This window comes from Roseovarius sp. B-10, from assembly GCF_056859295.1.
In genome coordinates, this window is sequence record NZ_JBSXOE010000017.1 from 86,059 (window position 1) to 107,651 (window position 21,593).

The 21,593-nt window shown below is 68.6% G+C and carries 19 protein-coding genes and 1 pseudogene; 12 read left to right on the plus strand and 8 right to left on the minus strand.

What is annotated here, in order from left to right:
- Nucleotides 1-172 precede the first annotated feature (172 nt).
- The 8 genes from AC13D8_RS02320 (at nt 173) to AC13D8_RS02355 (ending at nt 8,819) form a co-directional block, all read left to right on the plus strand.
- Entirely contained in the window at nt 173-1,483 is a 1,311-nt protein-coding gene (locus AC13D8_RS02320) for a helix-turn-helix domain-containing protein (RefSeq protein WP_482967450.1), read from the plus strand.
- A gap of 73 nt (nt 1,484-1,556) precedes the next feature.
- Nucleotides 1,557-1,925: a response regulator transcription factor gene (locus AC13D8_RS02325; protein WP_129432947.1), complete on the plus strand. Its 369-nt coding sequence runs from the start codon at nt 1,557-1,559 to the stop codon at nt 1,923-1,925.
- Entirely contained in the window at nt 1,922-2,218 is a 297-nt protein-coding gene (locus tag AC13D8_RS02330; protein WP_482967451.1) for a hypothetical protein, read from the plus strand. Before AC13D8_RS02325 ends, AC13D8_RS02330 begins: the two co-directional genes overlap by 4 nt.
- Nucleotides 2,215-4,908 (plus strand): ATP-binding protein, encoded by a 2,694-nt coding sequence (locus AC13D8_RS02335; protein ID WP_482967452.1) that lies wholly within the window; start codon nt 2,215-2,217, stop codon nt 4,906-4,908. Before AC13D8_RS02330 ends, AC13D8_RS02335 begins: the two co-directional genes overlap by 4 nt.
- Nucleotides 4,909-4,990: 82 nt before the next feature.
- Nucleotides 4,991-6,166 carry a FliM/FliN family flagellar motor C-terminal domain-containing protein gene (locus AC13D8_RS02340; RefSeq protein WP_482967453.1) on the plus strand — a complete coding sequence of 392 codons (1,176 nt, stop codon included), beginning with the start codon at nt 4,991-4,993 and terminating at the stop codon, nt 6,164-6,166.
- 76 nt (nt 6,167-6,242) lie between these two features.
- Entirely contained in the window at nt 6,243-6,569 is a 327-nt protein-coding gene (locus AC13D8_RS02345) for a TraR/DksA family transcriptional regulator (RefSeq protein WP_482967454.1), read from the plus strand.
- Between the two features lie 89 nt (nt 6,570-6,658).
- Nucleotides 6,659-6,868 (plus strand): hypothetical protein, encoded by a 210-nt coding sequence (locus AC13D8_RS02350; protein WP_482967455.1) that lies wholly within the window; start codon nt 6,659-6,661, stop codon nt 6,866-6,868.
- Nucleotides 6,869-6,956: 88 nt separating this feature from the next.
- On the plus strand, nt 6,957-8,819 hold the full coding sequence (locus AC13D8_RS02355; protein ID WP_482967456.1) for an enoyl-CoA hydratase-related protein: 1,863 nt from the start codon (nt 6,957-6,959) through the stop codon (nt 8,817-8,819).
- Here the strand turns inward: AC13D8_RS02355 and AC13D8_RS02360 are convergent.
- The gene (locus AC13D8_RS02360; protein ID WP_129432941.1) at nt 8,806-9,021 is read right to left on the minus strand and encodes a hypothetical protein; all 216 of its coding nucleotides are present in this window, start codon (nt 9,019-9,021) and stop codon (nt 8,806-8,808) included. The genes AC13D8_RS02355 and AC13D8_RS02360 overlap by 14 nt on opposite strands.
- A 153-nt stretch (nt 9,022-9,174) precedes the next feature.
- Between AC13D8_RS02360 and AC13D8_RS02365 the strand changes: the two genes are divergently transcribed.
- Nucleotides 9,175-9,435: a DUF2312 domain-containing protein gene (locus AC13D8_RS02365; protein WP_104018820.1), complete on the plus strand. Its 261-nt coding sequence runs from the start codon at nt 9,175-9,177 to the stop codon at nt 9,433-9,435.
- Nucleotides 9,436-9,463: 28 nt separating this feature from the next.
- On the opposite strand, the gene AC13D8_RS02370 is transcribed toward AC13D8_RS02365, so the two are convergent.
- Nucleotides 9,464-12,133 (minus strand): HAD-IC family P-type ATPase, encoded by a 2,670-nt coding sequence (locus tag AC13D8_RS02370; protein WP_482967457.1) that lies wholly within the window; start codon nt 12,131-12,133, stop codon nt 9,464-9,466.
- Between the two features lie 177 nt (nt 12,134-12,310).
- Here AC13D8_RS02370 and AC13D8_RS02375 point away from each other — a divergent pair, with 177 nt between their 5' ends.
- Nucleotides 12,311-14,143, plus strand: coding sequence for a PHA/PHB synthase family protein (locus AC13D8_RS02375; RefSeq protein ID WP_482967458.1), 1,833 nt, complete (start codon nt 12,311-12,313; stop codon nt 14,141-14,143).
- Between the two features lie 105 nt (nt 14,144-14,248).
- On the opposite strand, the pseudogene AC13D8_RS02380 reads toward AC13D8_RS02375, so the two are convergent.
- The 6 genes and pseudogenes from AC13D8_RS02380 to fsa all read right to left on the minus strand — a co-directional run.
- Nucleotides 14,249-14,566 (minus strand): annotated as a pseudogene (locus AC13D8_RS02380) (rhodanese-like domain-containing protein); the annotation flags it as partial.
- Entirely contained in the window at nt 14,485-15,183 is a 699-nt protein-coding gene (locus AC13D8_RS02385; RefSeq protein ID WP_482967459.1) for a CDP-alcohol phosphatidyltransferase family protein, read from the minus strand. The pseudogene AC13D8_RS02380 and the gene AC13D8_RS02385, both read right to left, overlap by 82 nt.
- 113 nt (nt 15,184-15,296) lie before the next feature.
- On the minus strand, nt 15,297-15,884 hold the full coding sequence (locus AC13D8_RS02390; protein ID WP_129432937.1) for a cytochrome P460 family protein: 588 nt from the start codon (nt 15,882-15,884) through the stop codon (nt 15,297-15,299).
- A 106-nt stretch (nt 15,885-15,990) separates the two neighbouring features.
- Nucleotides 15,991-16,911, minus strand: coding sequence for a tyrosine recombinase XerC (locus AC13D8_RS02395; RefSeq protein ID WP_482967460.1), 921 nt, complete (start codon nt 16,909-16,911; stop codon nt 15,991-15,993).
- A complete protein-coding gene (locus AC13D8_RS02400; RefSeq protein ID WP_482967461.1) occupies nt 16,908-17,615 on the minus strand; it encodes a DUF484 family protein in 708 nt (235 codons plus the stop codon). Before AC13D8_RS02400 ends, AC13D8_RS02395 begins: the two co-directional genes overlap by 4 nt.
- Before the next feature lie 126 nt (nt 17,616-17,741).
- On the minus strand, nt 17,742-18,395 hold the full coding sequence (gene fsa, locus AC13D8_RS02405) for a fructose-6-phosphate aldolase (RefSeq protein WP_129432934.1): 654 nt from the start codon (nt 18,393-18,395) through the stop codon (nt 17,742-17,744).
- 103 nt (nt 18,396-18,498) lie between these two features.
- Here fsa and AC13D8_RS02410 point away from each other — a divergent pair, with 103 nt between their 5' ends.
- Together AC13D8_RS02410 and AC13D8_RS02415 are read left to right on the plus strand one after the other, a co-directional pair.
- Nucleotides 18,499-20,694: a primosomal protein N' gene (locus AC13D8_RS02410; protein ID WP_482967462.1), complete on the plus strand. Its 2,196-nt coding sequence runs from the start codon at nt 18,499-18,501 to the stop codon at nt 20,692-20,694.
- A 140-nt stretch (nt 20,695-20,834) separates the two neighbouring features.
- The gene (locus tag AC13D8_RS02415; protein ID WP_482967463.1) at nt 20,835-21,329 is read left to right on the plus strand and encodes a bacterioferritin; all 495 of its coding nucleotides are present in this window, start codon (nt 20,835-20,837) and stop codon (nt 21,327-21,329) included.
- Nucleotides 21,330-21,593 lie beyond the last annotated feature (264 nt).

Sequence of the window (21,593 nt, forward strand, 5' to 3'; positions counted from 1 at the left end):
GGTGCAGGACAAACCTGCACAGGTCGATTATGGGGGCTCGTCAGAAAATTTCGCAACAAGCGCCTTTGTGGAAACATTTATTTTGTAAAAAAATAGACACACGCATTCGTTATGTTGTAAATTAATTATCACGCAGGTGCAGCAAGTTCAGCCCAAGGCGGGGAAATAGTCCATGCCCGAAAAGTTCATGATCGGAACACGCATCCGTGAGAGACGGGTGCTTGCCGGTATACGGCAGACTGACCTCGCCAAACGGGTCGGCATTTCACCCTCGTACCTCAACCTGATCGAGCATAACCGCCGCAGAATCGGCGGCAAGACGCTCCTGCGGCTCGCCGGCGCGCTCGATGTCGAGCCGTCGCTGCTGAGCGAAGGGGCGGCGGCGACGCTGGTCGCGGGACTGCGCGAGGCGGCGGGAGCTGCCGACGATGCCGGCCCCGAGGGCGACCGGGCCGAGGAATTCGCCGAGCGTTTTCCCGGCTGGGCGGGTCTCGTGACCGAGCTCTACCGACGCAACGAGGAAATGGAGCGCACCATCGAGACGCTGACCGACCGGCTTGCGCATGATCCGTTCCTCGCGGATTCGCTTCACGAGGTGATTTCTGCGGTGACTGCGATCCGCTCGACTTCGTCGATCCTGGTGGAGACCGAGGAACTGGAGCCGGAATGGACCGCGCGGTTTCACCGCAACATCAACGAGGACAGCGCGCGTCTTACCGAGGGTGCGCAGGCGCTGGTGAAATACCTCGAGGGCGCGCCCAACCGCGACGCGGAGGTGCAGTCGCCGCAGGACGAGATGCACGCGGTGCTGGCGGCGCGCGGCTTTCATTTTGCCGAGCTGGAGCGCGAAGTGGCGGGGCCCCGGGCGGTGGCCCGGCTGGTGCGCGCAGAGGCCGAGCGCGGACTGTCGGGGCCGGCGCAGACCCTGCTGGGGGCGGTGCTGGCGCGCTATCTCGAGGACGCGCGCGCCCTGCCGATGGCGACGTTCCTCACGCGGGTGCGCACGCTGGGGCCAAACCCTGCGCGGCTGTCCGAGGCGACCGGCGCGGGGCTGGCGCAGGTGTTCCGGCGGATGGCGGCAATGCCCGAGGCCGAGGTCGGGCCGGTCGGGCTGGTGATCTGCGACGCCTCGGGCACGCTGATCTTTCGCAAGCCGATCGAGGGGTTTTCGATGCCGCGGCTGGCGGGGGCCTGCGCGCTTTGGCCGCTCTATCTCGCGTTGGCGCAGCCGCTTGCGCCGTTGCGCAGGCGCGTGCGGCAGGCCGGGCGCGGCGGCGAGGTGGTCGAGGCGCTGGCGGTGGCCGGGCCCGAGGGCCCGACCGGGTTCGACCGTCCGGCGCCGGTGCGTGCGCACATGCTGTTGCTGCCCGACCCGGGCGCAGCGCGCGGAGCCGTGGAAGAGATCGGAGTGAGCTGCCGGATTTGCCCGCTGGCCAGCTGTGTTGCGCGACGTGAACCGTCGATCCTGGCAGAGGGCTTTTGACAGCGCGGGGGAATTTAGGAATAGTTGCGCGGTGGCGGTTTTCACCGCCTCATCGGAGGGGGAGGCCGATGGTATGGGAAAGACGGTCCTGCTGATCGAGGACGAACCGAACATCATCGAGGCGGTGAGCTTCATCCTATCGCGTGACGGCTGGGATGTGAAGACCCATGCCAACGGTCATGACGCGATGGACGCGGTGCGGCGGCGCACGCCCGATCTCATCATTCTCGACGTGATGCTGCCGGGCAAGAGCGGCTATGACATCCTGGGGGAAATCCGCGCCGATGCCGATTTTGCCACCGTGCCGGTGCTGATGCTGACGGCCCGCGGCCAGACCCGCGACCGCGAAATGGCCGAGCGCGCAGGCGCGAGCCGTTACATGACCAAGCCGTTCTCGAACGCCGACGTGCTCGACGCGGTGCGCGCGCTGGCGGGGACATGAGCCCCGAGCGCGTGTCGGTCTTTCTCGCGCGGCGCAGCTATCGACGCCGCCGGCTGGCCGATGCCGCGCGCCTGCTGCCGCTGGCGGGGGGCGTCCTATTCTGTGTGCCGCTGTTGTGGCAGGGGGCCGGTGGCGGCGCCCGCACGGTGGCGGCGATGATCTACGTCTTCGTTCTCTGGGCGGTGCTGGTCGTGATCTCGGGGCTGGTATCGCGGCACCTGCGGGGCGGCGAGGACGAGGCTGGCGGCGCGGATGGCGGCGGCGCGAAGGGAGACGGCGGGGGGATGGAATGACCGTTCTCAACATCCTCGTGCTGGTCTGCCTGCTCTACGTGGTGCTGCTTTTCGGGGTGGCATTCGGTGCCGATCGCGCCGCGCGGCAGGGGCGGGTGCGGTGGCTGCGCTCGCCCGTCGTCTACACGCTGTCGCTGTCGATCTACTGCACCGCCTGGACGTTTTATGGCGCGGTGGGGTTTGCCGCGCGGTCCGGGCTGGAATTTGTCACCATCTATCTCGGTCCGACGCTGGTGATGATCGGCTGGTGGTGGACGCTGCGCCGCCTGGTGCGCGTGGGGCGCAGCCAGCGCATCACCTCGATCGCCGACCTGATTTCGTCGCGCTACGGCAAGTCCAACCTGCTGGCGGTGCTGGTGACCGTGCTCGCGGTGGTGGGCACGACGCCCTATATCGCGCTGCAACTGCAATCGGTGACGCTCTCGTTCGCGGCCTTTGCGGCCTTTGCCGAGCCGGGCGTGCCGACCGCGCCGCTGTCTGACATGCAGTCCACCGCGCTGTGGGTGGCGGCGGGGCTGGCGGTCTTTACCATCCTGTTCGGCACCCGCAACCTCGATGCCAACGAGCGCCATCACGGCGTGGTCATGGCGATCGCGATGGAAGCGGTGGTGAAGCTCTGCGCGCTCTTGGCGGTCGGCGTGTTCGTGGTGTGGGGTCTTGCGGGTGGCGTCGCCGCCATGCTCGACCGGATCGAGGCCTCCGAGATTGCGCGGTTCGATGTCTCGGCCGGGCGCTGGGTAGGGCTCACCATGCTGTCGGCGATGGCGTTCCTGTGCCTGCCGCGCATGTTCCAGGTGATGGTGGTCGAGAACGAGGACGAGGATCACCTGCGCACCGCCGCCTGGGCGTTTCCCGGCTACCTGATGCTGATGAGCCTGTTCGTCCTGCCGATCGCGGCGGTGGGTTTGGACGTGATGCCGGCGGGGACCAATCCGGACCTCTTCGTGCTGACCCTGCCGCTAATGGATGGGCGGGACGGTCTGGCGATCCTGTCGTTCCTCGGCGGGTTCTCCAGCGCCACCTCGATGGTAATCGTGGCCGCAATCGCGCTATCGACGATGGTGTCTAACCATGTCGTCATGCCGATCTGGCTGCATTACTCGGGCGGGGCGGCGATGGTGTCGGGCGACGTGCGCAACGTCGCGCTGACGGCGCGGCGCATCAGCATCGTGGGGGTGCTGTTCCTGGGCTATGTCTATTTCCGAATCTCTGGCGGTGGCACGGCGCTGGCGGCGATGGGGCTGATCGCCTTCGTTGGCGTGGCGCAGTTCCTGCCGGCGCTGATGGGGGGGCTGTTCTGGCGCGGGGCGACGCGCACGGGCGCGCTCGCCGGGCTGTGCACGGGGGCGACGATCTGGCTCTACTGCCTGTTCCTGCCGAGCTTCGGCCCCGCGGTCTTCATGTCCGAGGCTCTCCACGAAGCGGGGCCGTGGGGCATCGGCTGGCTGCAGCCTTACGCGCTCTTCGGGGCCGAGGGGATGGATCCGGTGCTGCACGCACTGATGTGGTCGCTTCTGTTCAATGTCGGCTCCTTCCTGCTGGGATCGCTCTTGAGCTTTCCGCAGCCACTGGAGCGGTTGCAGGGCGCGCAGTTCGTCAACGTCTTTGACCATTCCGGCACGCCGGGGGGCTGGTCGGGCGGCATGGCGCAGAGCGAGGACCTGCTCATCATGGCGCAGCGCATCATGGGCGCGCGTGAGGCGCAGGCGCTGTTTTCCGCCGCCGCCGGGCGGCAGGGGGTGGCGGGCTACTTGCCCGAGCCGAGCCCCGATTTCCTGCAGGAGCTGGAGCGCGCGCTCGCCGGGTCGGTGGGCGCGGCGACCGCGCACGCGATGATTGCGCAGATCGTCGGCGGCGCCGCGGTCTCGGTGCGCGACCTGATGGCCGTGGCCGATGAGACCGCGCAGATCATGGAATATTCCAGCCAGTTGGAGGCCAAGAGCCAGGAACTGGCGCGCACCGCCCGGCAATTGCGGCAGGCCAACGAGAAGCTCACCCAGATTTCGGTGCAGAAGGACGGCTTCCTGTCGCAGATCAGCCACGAGCTGCGCACGCCGATGACCTCTATCCGGGCATTCTCGGAAATCCTGCGTGACACCGACGACCTGAGCGCGGAGGACAAGCACAAATACGCCGCGATCATCCATGACGAGACGGTGCGGCTCACCCGGCTTCTGGATGACCTGCTCGATCTCAGCGTGCTGGAAAACGGGCAGGTGGATCTCAACGTGCAATCCGGCACGCTCGAGGCGCTGATCGACCGGGCGGTGCGCGCCGCGGGCGGCGAGACCGAGCATTTCATCATCCACCGCGATCGCGAGGCAGAGCGTGTGGATCTCAGCACCGATCTCGACCGGCTGGCGCAGGTTTTCATCAATCTTGTCAGCAACGCGCGCAAGTACTGCGACGCCGATCCGGCGGTGCTCTCGATCCGCACGGCGGTCGCCGAGGACCAGCTCGTGGTGGATTTCGTCGACAATGGTGGTGGTATTCCGACCGAGATGCAGGCGATGATTTTCGAGAAATTCTCGCGCATCGGCGAGACCAAGGCCGGGGGGGCAGGGCTCGGCCTCGCGATCTGCCGCGAAATCATGGCGCGGCTCGGCGGGTACGTTTCCTACCTGCCGGGACAGACGGGGCCGGCGTTCCGTGTGAGCCTGCCGTTGTCGGGGCGGATGGCGGCGCAGTAGCGCCGCGTCATGATTAGGAGAATCGTAACCCGCCGCACCTAGGCTCTATGGCAAGGACACAGAAGGTGGACGGCCCGGGCGGATGGCAGAGCAGCGACAGGCTTCGGTCATAAGGCGCAAGACGCGCGCGGCGCGCGAGGGCGCGGACCCGCGGGTGATGTCGCCCGTGCGCGCACTGCGGTTGGCGCTGGCACGCGCTGCGGATACGCTGCTCGACCTGCCGCTTGTCGTTGCGACGGTGGAACAGTGCAGGGTCGAGGCGGGCGAGGTCGAGGCTACGCTCGGCACAGAGGGGCTTTACCTTCTGCTCGACGGGGCGGCGGGCGCGCGCGCGGCGATGCGGCTTTGCCCGGGGCTGGTGGCCGCGCTGGTCGAAGTGCAGACCACTGGGCGCGTGCGGCCCGGTGAGGTGCGCGCGCGCGCGCCCACACGAACCGATGCGGCAATGGTCGCGCCGCTCGTCGATGCGCTGCTTTCGGGGTTCGACGATGGCATCGGCGAGAGCGGGGCGGACCAAGCGCCGCGCGGCTTTCATTTCGGCGACCGGGTAGAGGACGCGCGCGCGCTGGCGTTGCTGCTCGTGGCGCCGGAGTTCGATTTTTTCCGGCTCACGGTCGATCTTGGGCCGGGGCTGCGCACCGGGCGGCTGGATCTGCTCTTGCCGCCCGCGCCGCCCGTGCCCGCGCGCGACGTGGCCCCGGCGGGGCGCGGGGCAGCGGCGCGCGACCCCGAGAACGTGGCAGCGGTGGCGCTGACGGCGCCGGTGGCGCTCGACGCGGTGCTGGCGCGAATTCGCGTGCCGCTTCGTGCGGCGATGGCGTTCGAGGTAGGTCAGCGGCTCGAGGTCGCGAGAGACACCCTGGGCAAGGTGCGGCTTGTGGGCGCAGGAGGCCATGTCGCGGCAGAGGGGCGGCTGGGCCGGCGCGATGGCTGGCGCGCCCTGCGGTTGGCGGGAACAGGCGCGGATGAGGGCGAAGAAACGCCCCGTGCGACCCCTGCGGCGAGCACAACCGGTGCCGGGGCCGGGGCCGCCGGGCGGGTGCCGGGCGCGCAGCCCGGGGGAGCCAGCCACGCGGAGATCGGGGGCCCGGAAACCGCGATGGCGACGGCACCGGAGGCCTATGATACGATGGGGCAGGAGACGGCGGGGCAGGAGATGCCAGGGCACGGAACAAGTGGTGCCGATGCCGGGGATGACATGGGCGGCGCGGCGACCGCGGCACAGGGCGGCACGGCGCTCGCCCCGGTCTCCGGTTGACATGCATCAAGGCATCGGTGCGCGCCCGCCGCTATGCTCCTGAGCGCATACATATGGCGACGACGGGAGGACCACGATGCTTGATACCGCGATATACCGCGCCGCGCTGATGCGGCGGCTGCGCCAGCTCGATACCCGGTTGCACGCCATCGAGGCCGAGTTGGACGCGCCCCGCCCTGACGACTGGGAGGAGGCAGCAACAGAACGCGAGGGCGACGAGGTTCTGGAACGGCTGGGCCAGAGCGGCGAGGCCGAGATCGCCCGTATCCGCGCCGCGCTCACGCGCATTCGCGAAGGGCACTACGGCATCTGCACGAGCTGCGGCGAGCAGATTTCCGCCGAGCGGCTCGACGTCCTGCCTGAGACGCCTCTGTGCCGCCAATGCGCCGCACAGGTGGGGTGATCCGTTCACAATTCTGTCGCGCGCGCACGGTACCTATTCATCGCGTGACGAAAACACGCTAAGGTTGTTGTGCCTTTGGGAGGAATGCCATGACTCACCTTGATGCCGAACTCGATCGTCTCCAGACCCTGGTCGGCGCGGCTGCGCCCGAGACGCGCTATCGTCACGAGCCGCAAGTGCGTCGCGTCATCGCGCAGCTGCGCGAGGAGGGCCGCGCCGTGCCGGACAGCGTCAAGGCACTGCATAGCAAGCTGCTGAGCGAGGCGATCGAGGCCGAATTCGACAACATGCCGATCTGAGCGGTCACGCCGCGGTGCCAGCGCGCTTGCACGCGCGGCGCTTTCCCGCTGTAATCGCCGCGAACAGGCGGCAACAGGCGGGGCAGACGTGACCGAGACCGTTCAACGCGTGCGCGACGGTGGGGTGCTGGTGCTGCGGCTCGACAGACCCGTAGCCAACGCGCTTGTCCCCGAGATGCGCGCGGCGCTCGTCGCGGCGCTGGACGAAGCCGCGCAGGACGCAGCCTGCCGCGCCGTGGTGATCGCGGGCGCGGGGACGGGGTTTTCCTCGGGGCTCGACCTGTCGGAGGACATGACCGCACCGCGCGCGCCCACACCCGGTGACCTGTGCCGCGCCGTGGCCTCGTGCCCGAAGCCCGTGGTCGCGGCGCTGTGTGGCGAGGTTGCGGGGGTGGGATTGTCGCTGGCCGTGGCGGCTGACGCGCGCGTGGCCCACGAGGGCACGCGCCTTTCGCTGCCCGAGATCGCGCTGGCCGGAATGCCCTGTGCGGGGGCCACGCAGCGCCTGCCGCGCCTCGTGGGCGCGCAGGCGGCGCTGGAGATGATGCTCTCGGGCCGTCCGGTGCGTGCGGATGAGACGCGCCTGCGCCCGCTTTTCGATCGCGTCGAGGCTGACACGGCGCAGGTCGAGCCCGCGGCACGGGCGCTGGCCCTGCGGCTGGCCGAAGCAGACCCCGATCTCACGCGGCGCGACCCGCAGCGCGGCCTGTCGGACCCGCGCGGCTATCAGCGCGCCGTCGCCACCGTGCGCGCCCGGCTCGGCGAGGGGGAGGGCGCGGCATCGGACATTCTGCGCGCGATCGAGGCGGCGCAGCTTCTGCCGCTGGCGCAAGGGCTCGATTTCGAGGAGGTGCTCGCCACTGAGCGCGCGCAAAGCCGCGAGGCTCGTGCGCTGCGCCACCTGCGGCTGGCCGAGGGACGCGCGCGTGCGCTGCCCGAAATGCGCGCCGCCCCGCCGCGTGCGGTCGCGCGGGTGGGGGTCGCGGGCGCGATTCCCGCGGCGCTGACCGAGCGGCTGGAGGCGGCGAGCGTCGCGCTCGTGGGAGAAGACCCGGCGGAGCGCGCCGACCTGTGGATCGAATCGGAGCCGGGCGCGGCCCCTGCGGGCCCGATGCGGGTAACGCTCGACACGGGCGCCGGTTTCGGGGACGACGGGTTGTGGCTGCGCTTCTCGCCTGATGCGGCGCTTGCCGAGATCGGTGTCGGGCCGGGTGCCGCGGCGGAGGCGGTAGCGGCGCTGGCGTGGCTGCTGGCGCGGGCGCGGCTGGGCGTGGTGCGCGCGCGGCTGCCAGCGGCGGGGCCGGGGGCCGGGCGGTTGCTGTCGGGTGCGCTGGATTTCGCGGCGCTGGCGCTTTTGCGCGCGGGTCTCGGGCCGGACGAGGTGGATCATGGCGCGGTCGCGCTGGGCCTTGCAGAGGGGCCGTGCCTCGCCATGGATCGCGAGGGGCTCGACGCGGCGCAGGCGCGGCTGGCGGCGCTGGCACCGAGGTTGGACATGTCACCGCCGGGACCGGAGGGGCCGCTCGCCGCGCGGATTGCACGCGGGGCGCACGGGCGCGCTGTCGGGCGCGGATTCTACGAATATCCGCCCGAAGGTCCGCGCCCGGGGCGTGCCGATGGGGGCGCGGAGTTGCCGCAGGGCGTGGGCGCGGCAGAAGCGCTGCACGCCGCGCTGGTCAACATGGCCGAGCGGATGCTGGCAGACGGCGTGCTGGGGCGTCCTGGCGATGTCGATCTGCTGGCTACCGCTGCGCCGGGCATGGCGCGCGACCGGGGCGGGCCGCTCTTTGCCGCCGATGATCGCGGGTTGCTGGCGGTGCTGCGCGACATGAAGGCGTTGGCGCCGCTGTCGGAGGCGCTGTGGACGCCGCAGCCGGGTATCGCGGCGCGGGTGCGCGAGGGGCAGGGGTATTTCCGGCGTTCCGGCGCGAGCGCGATCAGCCGAGCATGATGCCCACCACCACCAGCATCAGCCCGATGACCGATAGGAACAGCGCCGCGAGATTGATCGGCAGCACCGCCTGCACCGCGGTGCGCATCTCGGCGTCCGACAGCCCCGCGCGGCGCAGCCGCCAAACCTTGAGAATGCACCAGACGAGCCCCGCGAGCCCAGCGAGAGAGACCGCCGCGCCGCCCCAGACCAGCATTTCCATCGTGCGCCCTCCGTCGGTTTCGCGTGTTGCCGCCCGCGGTTAGGCCAAAGCGGCACTCTGCGCAAGGGGCGCGGGCGTGATCGCGCTTGCGCGGGGCGCGCGGCGGCGATAGTCAGGCGGCCTGACCAGAGACCGCCAGACCGGAGAGCATTCATGAACGACATGACGTCCGACGCCGCCCATCGCGTCACCGCAGACGAGTTGCGCCAGTTCATCGAGCGTTTCGAGCGGCTGGAGGCCGAGAAGAAGGACATCGCCGACCAGCAGAAGGAGGTGATGGCCGAAGCCAAGGCGCGCGGCTACGACACCAAGGTGATGCGCAAGGTGATCGCGCTGCGCAAGCGCGATCGGGACGATATCGCCGAGGAAGAGGCGGTGCTGGAGATGTACAAGGAAGCGCTCGGCATGAGCTGAGTGGGGCTGCGCGCGTCTCGGCGGCGGCTCAGCCAACACGCGGGCGCTGGCGAAAGGCGAGGCGCATCTGTTTCTCCGTCTCGATGAGGACAAAGAACACGACGCCGACACCGACGATCAGCAACCCCTCGGTTAGCGGCACCGGCGCCGTTCCGAAAACCCGGTGCAGGGGCGGCAGGTAGGTGATGGCGCATTGCGCGCCCGTCACCGCCACGACGCAGATCCAGACCGTTCTCGTGCCCCGTGCTGCCGCCCATGTGAGCGAGGTGCCGTGGATGTTGCGGACGAAGAACAGGTGGAAAATCTCCAGCACGACCAGCGTGTTCATCGCCATGGTTTGGGCCAGCGCCGAAGGGTAGCCCTTGTCGATGGCGTGGAAATACATCCCGAACACCGCCGCGAGGAACAGCGCTGATACTAGCACGATGTGCCAGACCAGCCCGCCGGTCAGGAGCGGCTCATCGCGCGGGCGTGGCGGGCGGAGCATGGTGCCCGGCTCGGACGGCTCGAAGGCCAGCGCGAGACCCAGCGTGACGGCGGTGACCAGGTTGATCCACAGGATTTGCACCGCCGTGATTGGTAGCGCCATGCCAGCGAAGAGCGCGGTGATGATGGTCATCGCCTCGCCCGCGTTGGTGGGCAGGGTCCAGCTTATGACCTTCTTGATGTTGTCGTAGACGGTACGCCCCTCGCGCACCGCCGCCGCGATCGAGGCGAAATTGTCGTCGGCCAGCACCAGTTCGGCCGCCTCCTTGGCCGCTGCGCTGCCCTTGAGCCCCATGGCGATGCCCGCGTCCGCGCGCTTGAGTGCGGGGGCGTCGTTGACCCCGTCGCCGGTCATCGCCACGGTGAGACCGCGCGATTGCAGCGCGGTCACCAGCCGCAGCTTGTCCGCCGGAGAGGTGCGCGCGAAGATGTCGGTCTGCGTCGCCGCGTCAGCGAGGGCGGCATCATCCATCGCCTCGAGATCGGCACCGGTGAGTACGCGGTCGTGATTTTGCAGCCCGACCTGCGCGGCGATGGCGCGGGCGGTGGCGGCGTGGTCGCCGGTGATCATCTTCACGCGGATGCCCGCGGCGCGGCATTCGGCCACCGCCGCGATGGCCTCCAGGCGGGGCGGGTCGATCAGGCCAACGAGCGCGACGAGGGTGAGATGCCCGTCGAGATCGCCGGGGCGGAGCGCGTCCTGCCCCGCCTCGGCTGCGCGAGTGGCCACCGCGATCACCCGCTGCCCGTCGGCGGCGAGCGTCTCGACCGTTTCGTGCCAGCGCGCGGTGTCGAGCGGGGCGGTGCCGCCATCGTCCGTGCGCTCGGTGCTGCAGAGCGCGAGCACCGCCTCGGGCGCGCCTTTGACGTGGATATGGGTGTGCCCCGCGCCGTCCTCGTCGAGCGTGGCCATGTAGCGGTGGGCGGCGTCGAAGGGGATCGCGTCGCGCCGTGTCCAGCCGGGGAAGGGGGCCGCGCCTGCGCCGGTGATCTTGCCCGCGAGCGCGCGCAGTGCCCCCTCCATCGGATCGCCCTCCACGCGCCAGCCCCCCTCTGGACCGTGCAGCACCGCGTCGTTGCACAGCCCCGCCACGCGCGCGGCCTCCTCAAGGGTGGCACGCGTCTCGCCGTCGATGTCGAGAGTGCCCACGGGGGCATAGCCCTCGCCGGTCATCGTGTGAACGCGCCCGGTCGTGGCGAGCGTCGCGGCCTTCATCTCGTTGCGGGTGAGTGTGCCGGTTTTGTCTGTGCAGATCACCGAAACCGCCCCAAGCGTTTCGATCGCGGGCAGGCGGCGGACGATGGCGTTGCGCCTTGCCATGGCCTGCACGCCGACGGCGAGCGTGATGGTGAGCACCGCCGGCAGGCCCTCGGGGATGGCCGCGACAGACAAGCCCACCACCGCCATGAACAGATCGGCAAAACCCAAGTGGCCAACGAAATAGCCATAGGCCAGCAGCGTGCCCGCGACGATTAGGATGAACATGGTGAGCCAGCGCGCGAAGCGGTCTATCTGCTCCACGAGCGGGGTGGTCAGCACCTCGACCTTGCCCAGCATGCCGCTGATGCGTCCGATCTGCGTGTCGCCGCCCGTCTCGCTGATCACGCCGTGCCCGGTGCCCGCCGCGACGAGCGTGCCGGAAAAGAGCATCGAGGCGCGGTCGCCGAGCGGGGCGTCGGTGTCGACCGGCGCGCAGCCCTTGTCCACCGGCATCGATTCGCCGGTGAGGATCGCCTCGCCCGCCTTGAGCCCGTTGGCGCGGATCAGGCGCAAGTCGGCGGGAACGAGATCGCCCGCCTCCACGAGCACGATGTCGCCGGGCACCAGATCGCTTGCCTCGACGGTGATGCGGTGGCCGTCGCGCAGCACCGCCGCGCGCGGGGCGAGCATTTCGCGGATCGCGGCCATCGCCTGTTCGGCGCGGCCCTCCTGCACGAAGCCGATCACCGCATTGACGACCACGACCGCGAGAATCACCCCGGTATCCACCCAGTGTCCCAGCGCCGCCGTGACCGCCGCTGCGCCGATCAGCACGTAGATCAGCACGTTGTGGAACTGCGCGAGCAGGCGCAGCAGCGGACCGCGTCCGGGCGGATCTGGCAGGCGATTCGGGCCGTGGCGGGCGAGACGGCGGGCAGCCTCGTCGCCGCTCAGCCCTGCGGGCGTCCCGCCGAGTGCGTCGAGCGCGCTTTCGGTTGTCCTGTCGTGCATGGTGATCCCCGGATTAGGTGGCGGACCGGTGGGCCGGTCCGCGCGGCGACGATACATGACCTGGCCCTTGCAGGGAATTGACACAAGTCAGTGTCATCCCCGCCCATGACAGCGATACTCGGACGCGCGGGTGTGGCCTGTCGTTGCCTTCCCGCTGACCGCAAAGGAGAGTTCCGCATGACCCGCACGCCCGCCCGCCGCAAGACCCGCGAGGACGCGCCGCAGGACGCTCTAACCCCGCCTGCCGAGGTTTCGCAGGTGCCCGCGCCAGCCGAAGGCGCGCGCCCCGACCGGGTGGAGCCGCACCCGCACGCCGCGCTCGACCGCGCCACGATGGCCAGCCTCGCGCGGTTTACCGCCGGGCTGTCGCCCCACGCGATGATCGACGCCTGGAGCGATTGGGCCATGCACCTTGCCCGTGCGCCGGGGCGGCAACTGGAACTGGCGGAGCGGGCGCAGGCAAACGGGACGAAGCTGGCGCAATACGCCGCCGCGCAGATGACCGGGAAGGCACCGGACAAGCCCTTTGCGCCGGGGCGTTACGACACGCGCTGGACGCATGAGGGCTGGGACAGGGCACCCTTCGCGCTCTGGCAGCAGGGGTTTCTCGCCACGCAGGACTGGTGGGAGGCGGCCACCTCGAACCTGCGCGGATTGCGCAAGCAGAACGCGGACCGGACCGGCTTCACCATGCGGCAGCTTCTTGACAGCGTGTCGCCGTCGAACTTCCCGCTTGGCAATCCCGAGATCATCGAGAAGACGCAGGCCACCGGCGGGCGCAACCTGCTCGAGGGGGCCGCGCATTATGCCGATGACGCCTGCCACATTCTTGCGCAGGAGCATCGCGCCGTGCCCGAGGAATTCGCGCTCGGCAAGGTGCTGGCCGCGACGCCGGGCAAGGTGGTGTGGCGCAACGAGCTGATGGAGCTGATCCAGTATTCGCCCACCACCGAGGAGGTGCAGGCCGAGCCGGTGCTTATCGTGCCGGCGTGGATCATGAAATACTACATCCTCGATCTTTCGCCCGAGAATTCCTTTATTCGCTGGCTGGTGGGGCAGGGGCACACAGTGTTCTGCATCTCTTGGCGCAACCCGGGGGCCGAGCACGCCGAGCTGTCGCTGGAGGATTACCGCAAGCAGGGGATCATGCAGGCGCTCGACGTGATCAACGACATCGTGCCGGGCCAAAAGGTGCATGCCAACGGCTATTGCCTCGGTGGCACGCTACTGGCCATCGCGGCGGCGGCGATGGCGCGCGATTGTGACGACCGCCTCGCCTCTGTCACGCTGATGGCCGCGCAGGTGGACTTCGTCGCGGCGGGCGAGTTGCTGCTGTTTCTCGACGAGAGCCAGGTGGCCTTTCTGGAGGACTTGATGTGGTCGCAGGGCTATCTGGACCGGCCGCAGATGTCGGGTGCCTTCGCCGCCATCCGGTCGGAGGACCTGATCTGGTCGCGCGCCGTGCGCCGCTATTTCCTGGGCGAGCCGGACCTGCCCACCGATGTCACCGTCTGGGTCAACGACACGACGCGGATGCCCGCAAGGATGCATTCGGAGTACCTTCGCGGTATCTTTCTGGAGAACCGCATCTCGGCGGGGCGCTTTGCAGTCGAGGGGCGGGTGATCGCGCTCAAGGACATTTCCGTGCCGGTCTTTGTCGTGGGCACCGAGACCGACCACATCGCGCCGTGGCGGTCGGTCTACAAGACCGCGCTATTCACCGATTGCGACCTGCATTTCCTGCTCACCAAGGGCGGCCATAACGGTGGCATCCTGTCTGAGCCGGGGCACAGGAGACGGCATTACCGGATCGGCCACAGGCCTGCCGGGGCGCATTACCGCGACCCCGACACATGGCTGGCGGCACATGATCCGGTAGCGGGCTCGTGGTGGCCGGAATGGGGGCGTTGGCTGATGCGCCACAGCAGTGGCGCGGTACCCGCGCCAGGCAGTCATCAGGGCTATCCCGCCCTCGCTGACGCACCGGGGACGTATATCCATCAGACCTGAGGCATCTGCTGATCGGGTTGGCCATGATCCCCCGCGCATCCTGCCGGAGCGTTTTGTCTGCGACTGACCGCCCGTCAAGATCGCGCGCCCGTCCTCGCGCCATTGCGGCAGGCCGCCGTCCATGCGCCGCGCGTTGAAGCCGCGGTTGCGCAACAGGGCCACGGTCTGATGGGCGTAGATGCAATAGCGCCCCCGGCAATAGGCGACGATCTCTGCCTCGGGGTCGAGCGTGGGCAGGAGCTGGTCGAGATCGGCCAGTGTGGTGTTGCGCGCTCTGCACCAAGGCGGGGAAGGAGACGCCAGAGGGGATCTACAATATCGAACGGATGCTGCGCTATGCCTCAGATTTCGTCGCGCAGCGGAATGATCTGTTGCACGATTCCCACGAGAACCAGGTAGACGCTGGTGACCACCAGCCCCCAATGTGCCCAGCTTTCAGGGTCGAAATGCACCCAGGCCGCCCAGCCCGCGAAAAACGTCCACGCCAGCGCCATCGGCAGCGACAGCCAGCGCCAGCGTTCGGTGCGAACCGGGTGGATGAATTTCAGCGGCAGGAACATCGCCACCGCCAGCACCGTCACGAGCGCAAGGATGATCCAGGTTGCGGGCTCGACCGCGAACAGCACGAGTACCAGCATGTTCCAGCAGCCAGGGAAGCCGGAAAAGGAATTGTCCCGCGTCTTCATCCGGCTATCGGCGAAATACATGGCGCTGGCATAGGTGATGACGATGATCGCCACCCATCCCGTCCAGCCCGGCAGCAGATCGGACTTGAACAGCGCGAAGGCCGGAATGAACACGTAGGTAAGGTAGTCGATGATGAGATCGAGCAGTACGCCATCGAATTCCGGTGCGGTGGTCTGCACATGGTACTTGCGCGCCAGCGGCCCGTCGATGCCATCGACGGCAAAGGCCACCACGAGCCACAGGAACATCAATTCCCATTCGCGGTCGACCGCGGCGAGCATCGCGAGCATCGCGAAAACCGCGCCGGTGGCGGTGAACAAGTGGACGAGCAGGCCGCGGTGATGAGGTGTCATGGCTTTTTCATGCCCCAAGCACCGGCGTTTTGCAAAGCGAAACCCGGCCCCATTTCAGGGGCCGGGCCGGAAATAGTGTGCGCTGGCGCGCGGATGCGCAGATACGCGATGGCTCAGTTCGAGACGCGGACCTCTTCGACCGGGTAGGCCAGCATGTCCTGCGCCTCCCACGAGACGTGGCAATCGTGGCAGAAGCTCTGCTTGATCTTCATCGGCTTGCCGTTGGGCATCAGCGCCGAGTAGATCCAGTCTCCGGCGTCGGGGGCCGCGCCCTCCTCGCCCTTGGTCATGATGAAGAGCGGGCCGGGGCGGGCCGTCTTCTTCTTGGTCGAGATGGTGATGCTTTCCTTGGCGAGCACCGAGCCGGCAGGCATGTCCACGCCTTCGGTGGCGAACTTGAGGTATTGCTCGGCGGCCACGTCATTGGCAAAGGTCAGCAGCAGGCGGCTGCCGTGTGCGCCCTGGACCGCCGGACGGGTGCCGGTCACCGTCCAGTCGCGGTAGGCGGTGGCGACCTCGTTGCCGTCCTTGGCATAGCCCTCGGCCATCTTGTCCGAGAGGCAGGTGTAGATCTCGTTGATCGCCGCCGCGTCGAGATCGAACGGATCCTCGACATCGGCCTTGCAGTTGCTGGCGGCGGCCGAATGCCCCAGCATGACGCTGATGGCGAGGGTGGCTGCGGCAAAAAGCTGGCGTTTCATTGGGGTGGTACTCCGTTTCCTGACGTGACTTGCAATGCGTCCGGGACGGAGGGTGGCATATCTCGGCTGTAATTGAACCTAACACTTGCGTGAGGGCCGGCGTGGGTCAGCCGCCTCCCTGCGGGTGGGCGCGGGCGTAGACCTCCATCAGGCGCGCGGTGTCGACGCCGGTATAGGCCTCTGTGGTCGATAGCGACGCGTGGCCCAGCAATTCCTGGATCGCGCGCAAATCGCCCCCGGCGTTGAGCAGGTGAGTGGCAAAGCTGTGGCGCATCGCGTGGGGTGTGGCCGAGGCCGGCAGGCCCAGTTGCGCACGGGTCTGCGCCATCGCCCTTTGCACGGCGCGCGCGCCCAGACGCCGCCCGCGCACCCCAAGGAAGAGCGGGCCGCGATAGGTGATCGGGAACGGGCAAAGCCGCGCGTAGGCGGCCACGGCGTCGCGCGCGGGCGCGATCACCGGCACCAGCCGTTCCTTGCCGCCCTTGCCGGTGATGCGCAGCGTGTCGCCGAGGGGCTGCGCGGCTCCATCGAGCCCCAGCGCCTCGGAAATGCGCAATCCGCAGCCGTAGAGCAGCGTCACCACGGCCGTGTCGCGTGCCGCGATCCACGGCTCTGGCGCGTCCGTCTCCAGCGTGTCGAGCACATCCTGCGCGGCGTCCACCGACAGCGGGCGGGGCAGTTTGCGCAGGTATTTGGGCGCGCGCGCCGAGAGCACCGCGGTGGGCTCGAATCCCTCGCGCTCGGACAGCCAGCGGTAAAAGCTCTTGATCGCCGAGAGGCGGCGGGCGAGCGAGCGGGGGCCAAGCCCGGCGGCGCGCTCATGCGCCATGAAGGCGCGCATATCGGCGGTGGTGATGCGCGCGAGCGCCCCGAGGCCCTGCGTCTGCCCGTGATGGCCGGTCATGAAGGTCAGGAAGGCGCGCAGGTCACGCGCGTAGGCGTCGATCGTGTGCTCGGCGGCGCCGTCGAGCGCCTTGATGGCGGCCAGCCAATCGGCCAGCGCCGCCCGGGCGGCGGCGGAGATCACGACAGCCAGCGGCGCATCACCCTCTCGAACACGCCGGCGAAGAAGGCCAGAAGATCGCTGCCCTGCTGCGGGCTGAACTGGTGCGGGTCCTCGGCGCCCATCACCAGCATCCCCGGCAGCCGGTCGGCCCCGAAATCCAGAAGCAGGCACGCCTCGGAGCGGATATGCTGCGCGGTGCGGCCATAGACGCGGCTGTCGCCCTCGTCGAGCTGGCGCAGCGTGACCTGCCGCGTGGGCGCATCGCGCCCGCCGGTGAGGTAGCCGCGGATGAAGCCCGGCTCGGCCACCGACAGCACGTTGCCGAGGCGGCGCACCGCCGGGTCGTCGTCGTTCTGTACCGATTCGAGCACCAGCCGCATGGCGTCCACGCGCAGGATATGGGCCACCTCGCCGTCAAGGTCGCGCAGGAAGCTCTCGAACTCGACCGGGTCGAGCATCCGCAGGATGGCACGGTGCACCTGGTTGGTGCCGGCGAGGTTTTCGTAGGCGGCGGCGATCACCGCGCGGTGGGTTTCCTCGAGCCGGTCGAGCCGCGCCTCGAGCCGGTCCATGGCGATGCCGCGCATATCGACGATGTTGGTGCCCATTTCGCGCTCGTTGGCGGCGATGAGGGCGCGCATCATTTCGGTGTCATCGAGGATCACGTCCGGCTCGGAGATAATCCGCTCGCGCAGGGTATCGTCGATGCGGGGCTTGCTGCTCATCGCTGCCTCATTCGCTTGTTTTGCGGCAGACTAGCAGAAGCCGCCGCGGAATGCCGCAAGAAAATGCGGTATTCGGTTGTGCGTGTGTGTCATCCTCGGACCCCACCCGAGGATGACGGGGGCGGTTCAGAGGATCTTTTGCCCGGTCTTTTCCCAGTCGGCCATGAAGGCGGCAAGGCCCTTGTCGGTGAGGGGATGGGCGGCCATCGCCTTGATGACGGCGGGGGGGGCGGTCATCACGTCGGCGCCGATCATTGCCGACTGAAAGGCGTGGTTCACCGTGCGGATCGAGGCCGCGAGGATCTGCGTCTCGAACCCGTAATTGTCATAGATCTGGCGGATGTCAGAGATGATCTGCATCCCGTCGAGGTTGATGTCGTCGAGCCGCCCGATGAAGGGCGAGATGAAGGTCGCCCCCGCCTTGGCCGCCAACAGCGCCTGGTTGGCGGAAAAGCACAGCGTCACGTTGACCATGTTGCCCTCGCCCGAGAGCACCTTGCACGCGCGGAGTCCGTCCCAGGTAAGCGGCACCTTGACGGCGATGTTCGGGGCGATGGCGGCGAGCTTTCGGCCCTCGGCGATCATGGCGTCGGCCTCGAGCGCCACGACCTCGGCGCTGACCGGGCCATCGACCATGTCGGCGATCTCCTTGGTCACTTCGAGGATGTCGCGCCCCGATTTGAGGATCAGCGAGGGGTTGGTGGTGACGCCATCGACCATGCCGAGATCGTTGAGCTCGGCGATCTGGGCGGTGTCTGCGGTATCGACGAAGAATTTCATGGGGCGGCCCTCTCTGGCGGCTTGGGTTGTTTCACCCCCGGCTTTACCGCATAGACGGGGAGGCCGAAACCCCGCAAACCCGGCCCGGAGGAGCCTGTCGCGCGTGAGCCAGAGCTGCGATTTCGAGAGAGGGGCGTTGGTGGCGGTGCTGACCGCGCAGCCATTGGGCGGCACGCTCGACTATCGCGCGCCCGAGGGAGGCTGCGACGCGGGCGATTTCGTCGAGGTGCCGCTGGGGCCGCGGCGCGTGCTGGGCGTGGTCTGGGGGTCGGGCGCGGGCGGTTTTGACCTGGCCAAGGCCAAGGCGGTGAGCCGGGTGCTCGACCTCGCGCCGATGGATGCGGCGATGCGCGGGTTCCTGGAGCGCGCGGCGGCCTACACGCTGACACCCTTGCCGGCGATGCTGCGGCTGGCCACGCGCGCGCCGCGGCTGATGGACCCGCCCGGCGCGCAAAAGGTCTATCGCCCCGGCGATGCCACGCCCGCCCGGATGACCGATGCGCGCGCCCGCGTGCTGGCAGTGCTGCGCGAGCATGGCGGCATGGGATTCGGTCTGGGCGACCTGTGCGATCTGGCGGGGGTCTCGGGCGGCGTGGTAAAGGGGCTGGTGGCGCAAGGCGCGCTGATCGAGGCGGAGGCCCCGCGCGACGCGCCCTATCCACGGCTCGATCCCGACCGCCCCGGCCATGCGTTGAACAAGGATCAAGCGGCGGCCGCCGCGGCGCTGTGCGACGGTGTGCGCGCGGGCCGGTATGGCACCACGCTTTTGCGCGGGGTCACCGGGTCGGGCAAGACCGAGGTTTACCTGGACGCGGTGGCCGAAACCCTGCGGCAGGGGCGGCAGGCGCTGGTGCTGCTGCCGGAGATCGCGCTGACCACGGAATTCATCGACCGGGTGGAGGCGCGGTTCGGGGCCAAGCCCGCCGAGTGGCATTCGGGCGCGGGGCAGGCCGAGCGGCGGCGTATCTGGAAGATGGCCGGGGAGGGCGGCGTGCAGCTTGTGGTGGGGGCGCGCTCGGCGCTGTTTCTGCCGTTCCGCGACCTGGGGCTGATCGTCGTGGATGAAGAGCACGACCCCTCGTACAAGCAGGAGGATGGCGTGCTCTACCACGCGCGCGACATGGCCGTGCTGCGGGCGTCAATGGGGGACGCGCGGGTGGTGCTGGCCTCGGCCACGCCGTCCCTGGAAAGCTGGGCCAATGCCGAGGCCGGGAAATACGACCGGCTGGACCTCGCGGCGCGGTTCGGGGTGGCGGCGCTGCCACAGATGCGCGCCATCGACATGCGCGCCGAGGCGTTACCCGCGAGCCGATGGGTGTCACCCACCTTGCGCGCGGCGGTGACTGCAAGGTTGGCAGCGGGGGAGCAGGCGATGCTGTTTCTCAACAGGCGCGGCTATGCGCCGGTCACCGTGTGCCGGGCCTGCGGGCACCAGATCGGCTGCGAGCACTGCGACGCGCGCATGGTCGAGCACCGGTTCCAGAACCGGCTGGTCTGTCACCAGTGCGGCGAGAGCGCGCCCATCCCCGCGGCCTGCCCGTCCTGCGGCGCCGAGGGGCGGCTCGCCGCCGTGGGGCCGGGGGTGGAGCGGCTGGCCGAGGAGGCGGCGGCGCTGTTTCCCGAGGCGCGGATCGCGGTGCTGTCGTCGGACCTCTTCGGATCGGCCCGGGCCTTGAAGGAGCAGATCGCCGAGATCGCTGCGGGGGCGGCGGATATCGTCATCGGCACGCAACTCGTGGCAAAAGGGCACAACTTTCCGTTGCTGACGCTGGTGGGGGTGATCGACGCCGACCTTGGGCTTCAGGGCAGCGACCTGCGCGCCGCCGAGCGCACCTTTCAGCTCATGCGGCAGGTGGCGGGGCGGGCGGGACGCGCCGAGCGGGAAGGCGTTGCCCTGTTGCAGACGCACCAGCCGGAGCATCCGGTGATCCGCGCGATCCTCGGCGGTGACGAGGAGGGATTCTGGCGCGCCGAGGCGGGAGCGCGGCGGCAGGCGGGCGTTCCACCCTACGGGCGCATGGCGGGGATTATCCTGTCCTCGCCGGATGCGCGTGCGGCGTTCGATCTAGGCCAGGGCCTCGCGCGCAATGCCGCGCCGCTCAGGGCGGCAGGGGCGGAGGTGTTCGGCCCCGCGCCTGCGCCCATTGCCCGCATCCGGGGGCGGCACCGGGTGCGGCTATTGGTCAAGGCGCCCAAGGGTGCGCCGCTTCAAGAGGCCATCGCGCGCTGGCTCGCGCCCGTGAAGCTGCCCGCGCAGATGCGGTTGGCGGTGGATATCGACCCGCAGAGTTTCTATTGAGGGGACCGGAAAACCGGTGTCGGTATCGCGTCGGTATCCTGTCGGTATCCTGTCGGTATCGCGCCGGTGCGCGGTGTTGCAAAACGCGGTTTCGTGAATAGGTCACCGGAGGATATGAAAACAGGCCGAAGGAGAGCCTCTTGACCGATCGGACGACAAGTATCGAAAACCTGCAGACCGCGCTGTCGATGGAATTGACGGCGGTGCATCAATATCTGCTGCACGCCCACACGCTGGAGGATTGGGGCATCGACAAGCTGGCCGTGAAGATGCGCGAGGAGATGCACGAAGAGCTGGGCCATGCCGGGGCGTTCATCGACCGGATCATGTTCCTCGGCGGCGTGCCCAAGCTGGAGGCCGCCAAGACCCCCAACAAGGCCGAGAGCCTCAAGGCGTTGTTCGAGGCCGACAAGACAGAGGAAGCCGGGGCCATCGAGTTCTATACCAAGGCCGCGCGGCAGGCGTTCGAGAGTGACGATATCGGCACGCGGGCACAGTTCGAGCGGATCGTGCAGGACGAGGAGGGCCACTGGGAATGGCTCGACCTGCAACTCGACCTGTTGCGCAAGATGGGCGAGCCGGCCTTCATGGCCAATTACATGAGCGGCACGAGCGCAGATCAGGGCGCGGGCTGACGGCGGCGCGGCTGTCATCCTCCGGCTTGGCCCGAAGATCTCGTGGTAAGAGGAGAGCCTCGGGTCAAGCCCGGGGATGACGCCTGGTTGCTTTCTTGAAAAGAAAGCGGTCGGAAATCTTTTGAGAGACCTCAGCGAAACTCTTGGGATTCCCTGAGATGGTTTGGTGGGGTATGTTTTGTCATGAGACAGAGTTTTTCGACCCAGCCCGCCTTGTTTGCTCCGCAGGAGTTGTTCGACCACCCGGCGCTTTGTGCCCTGGAT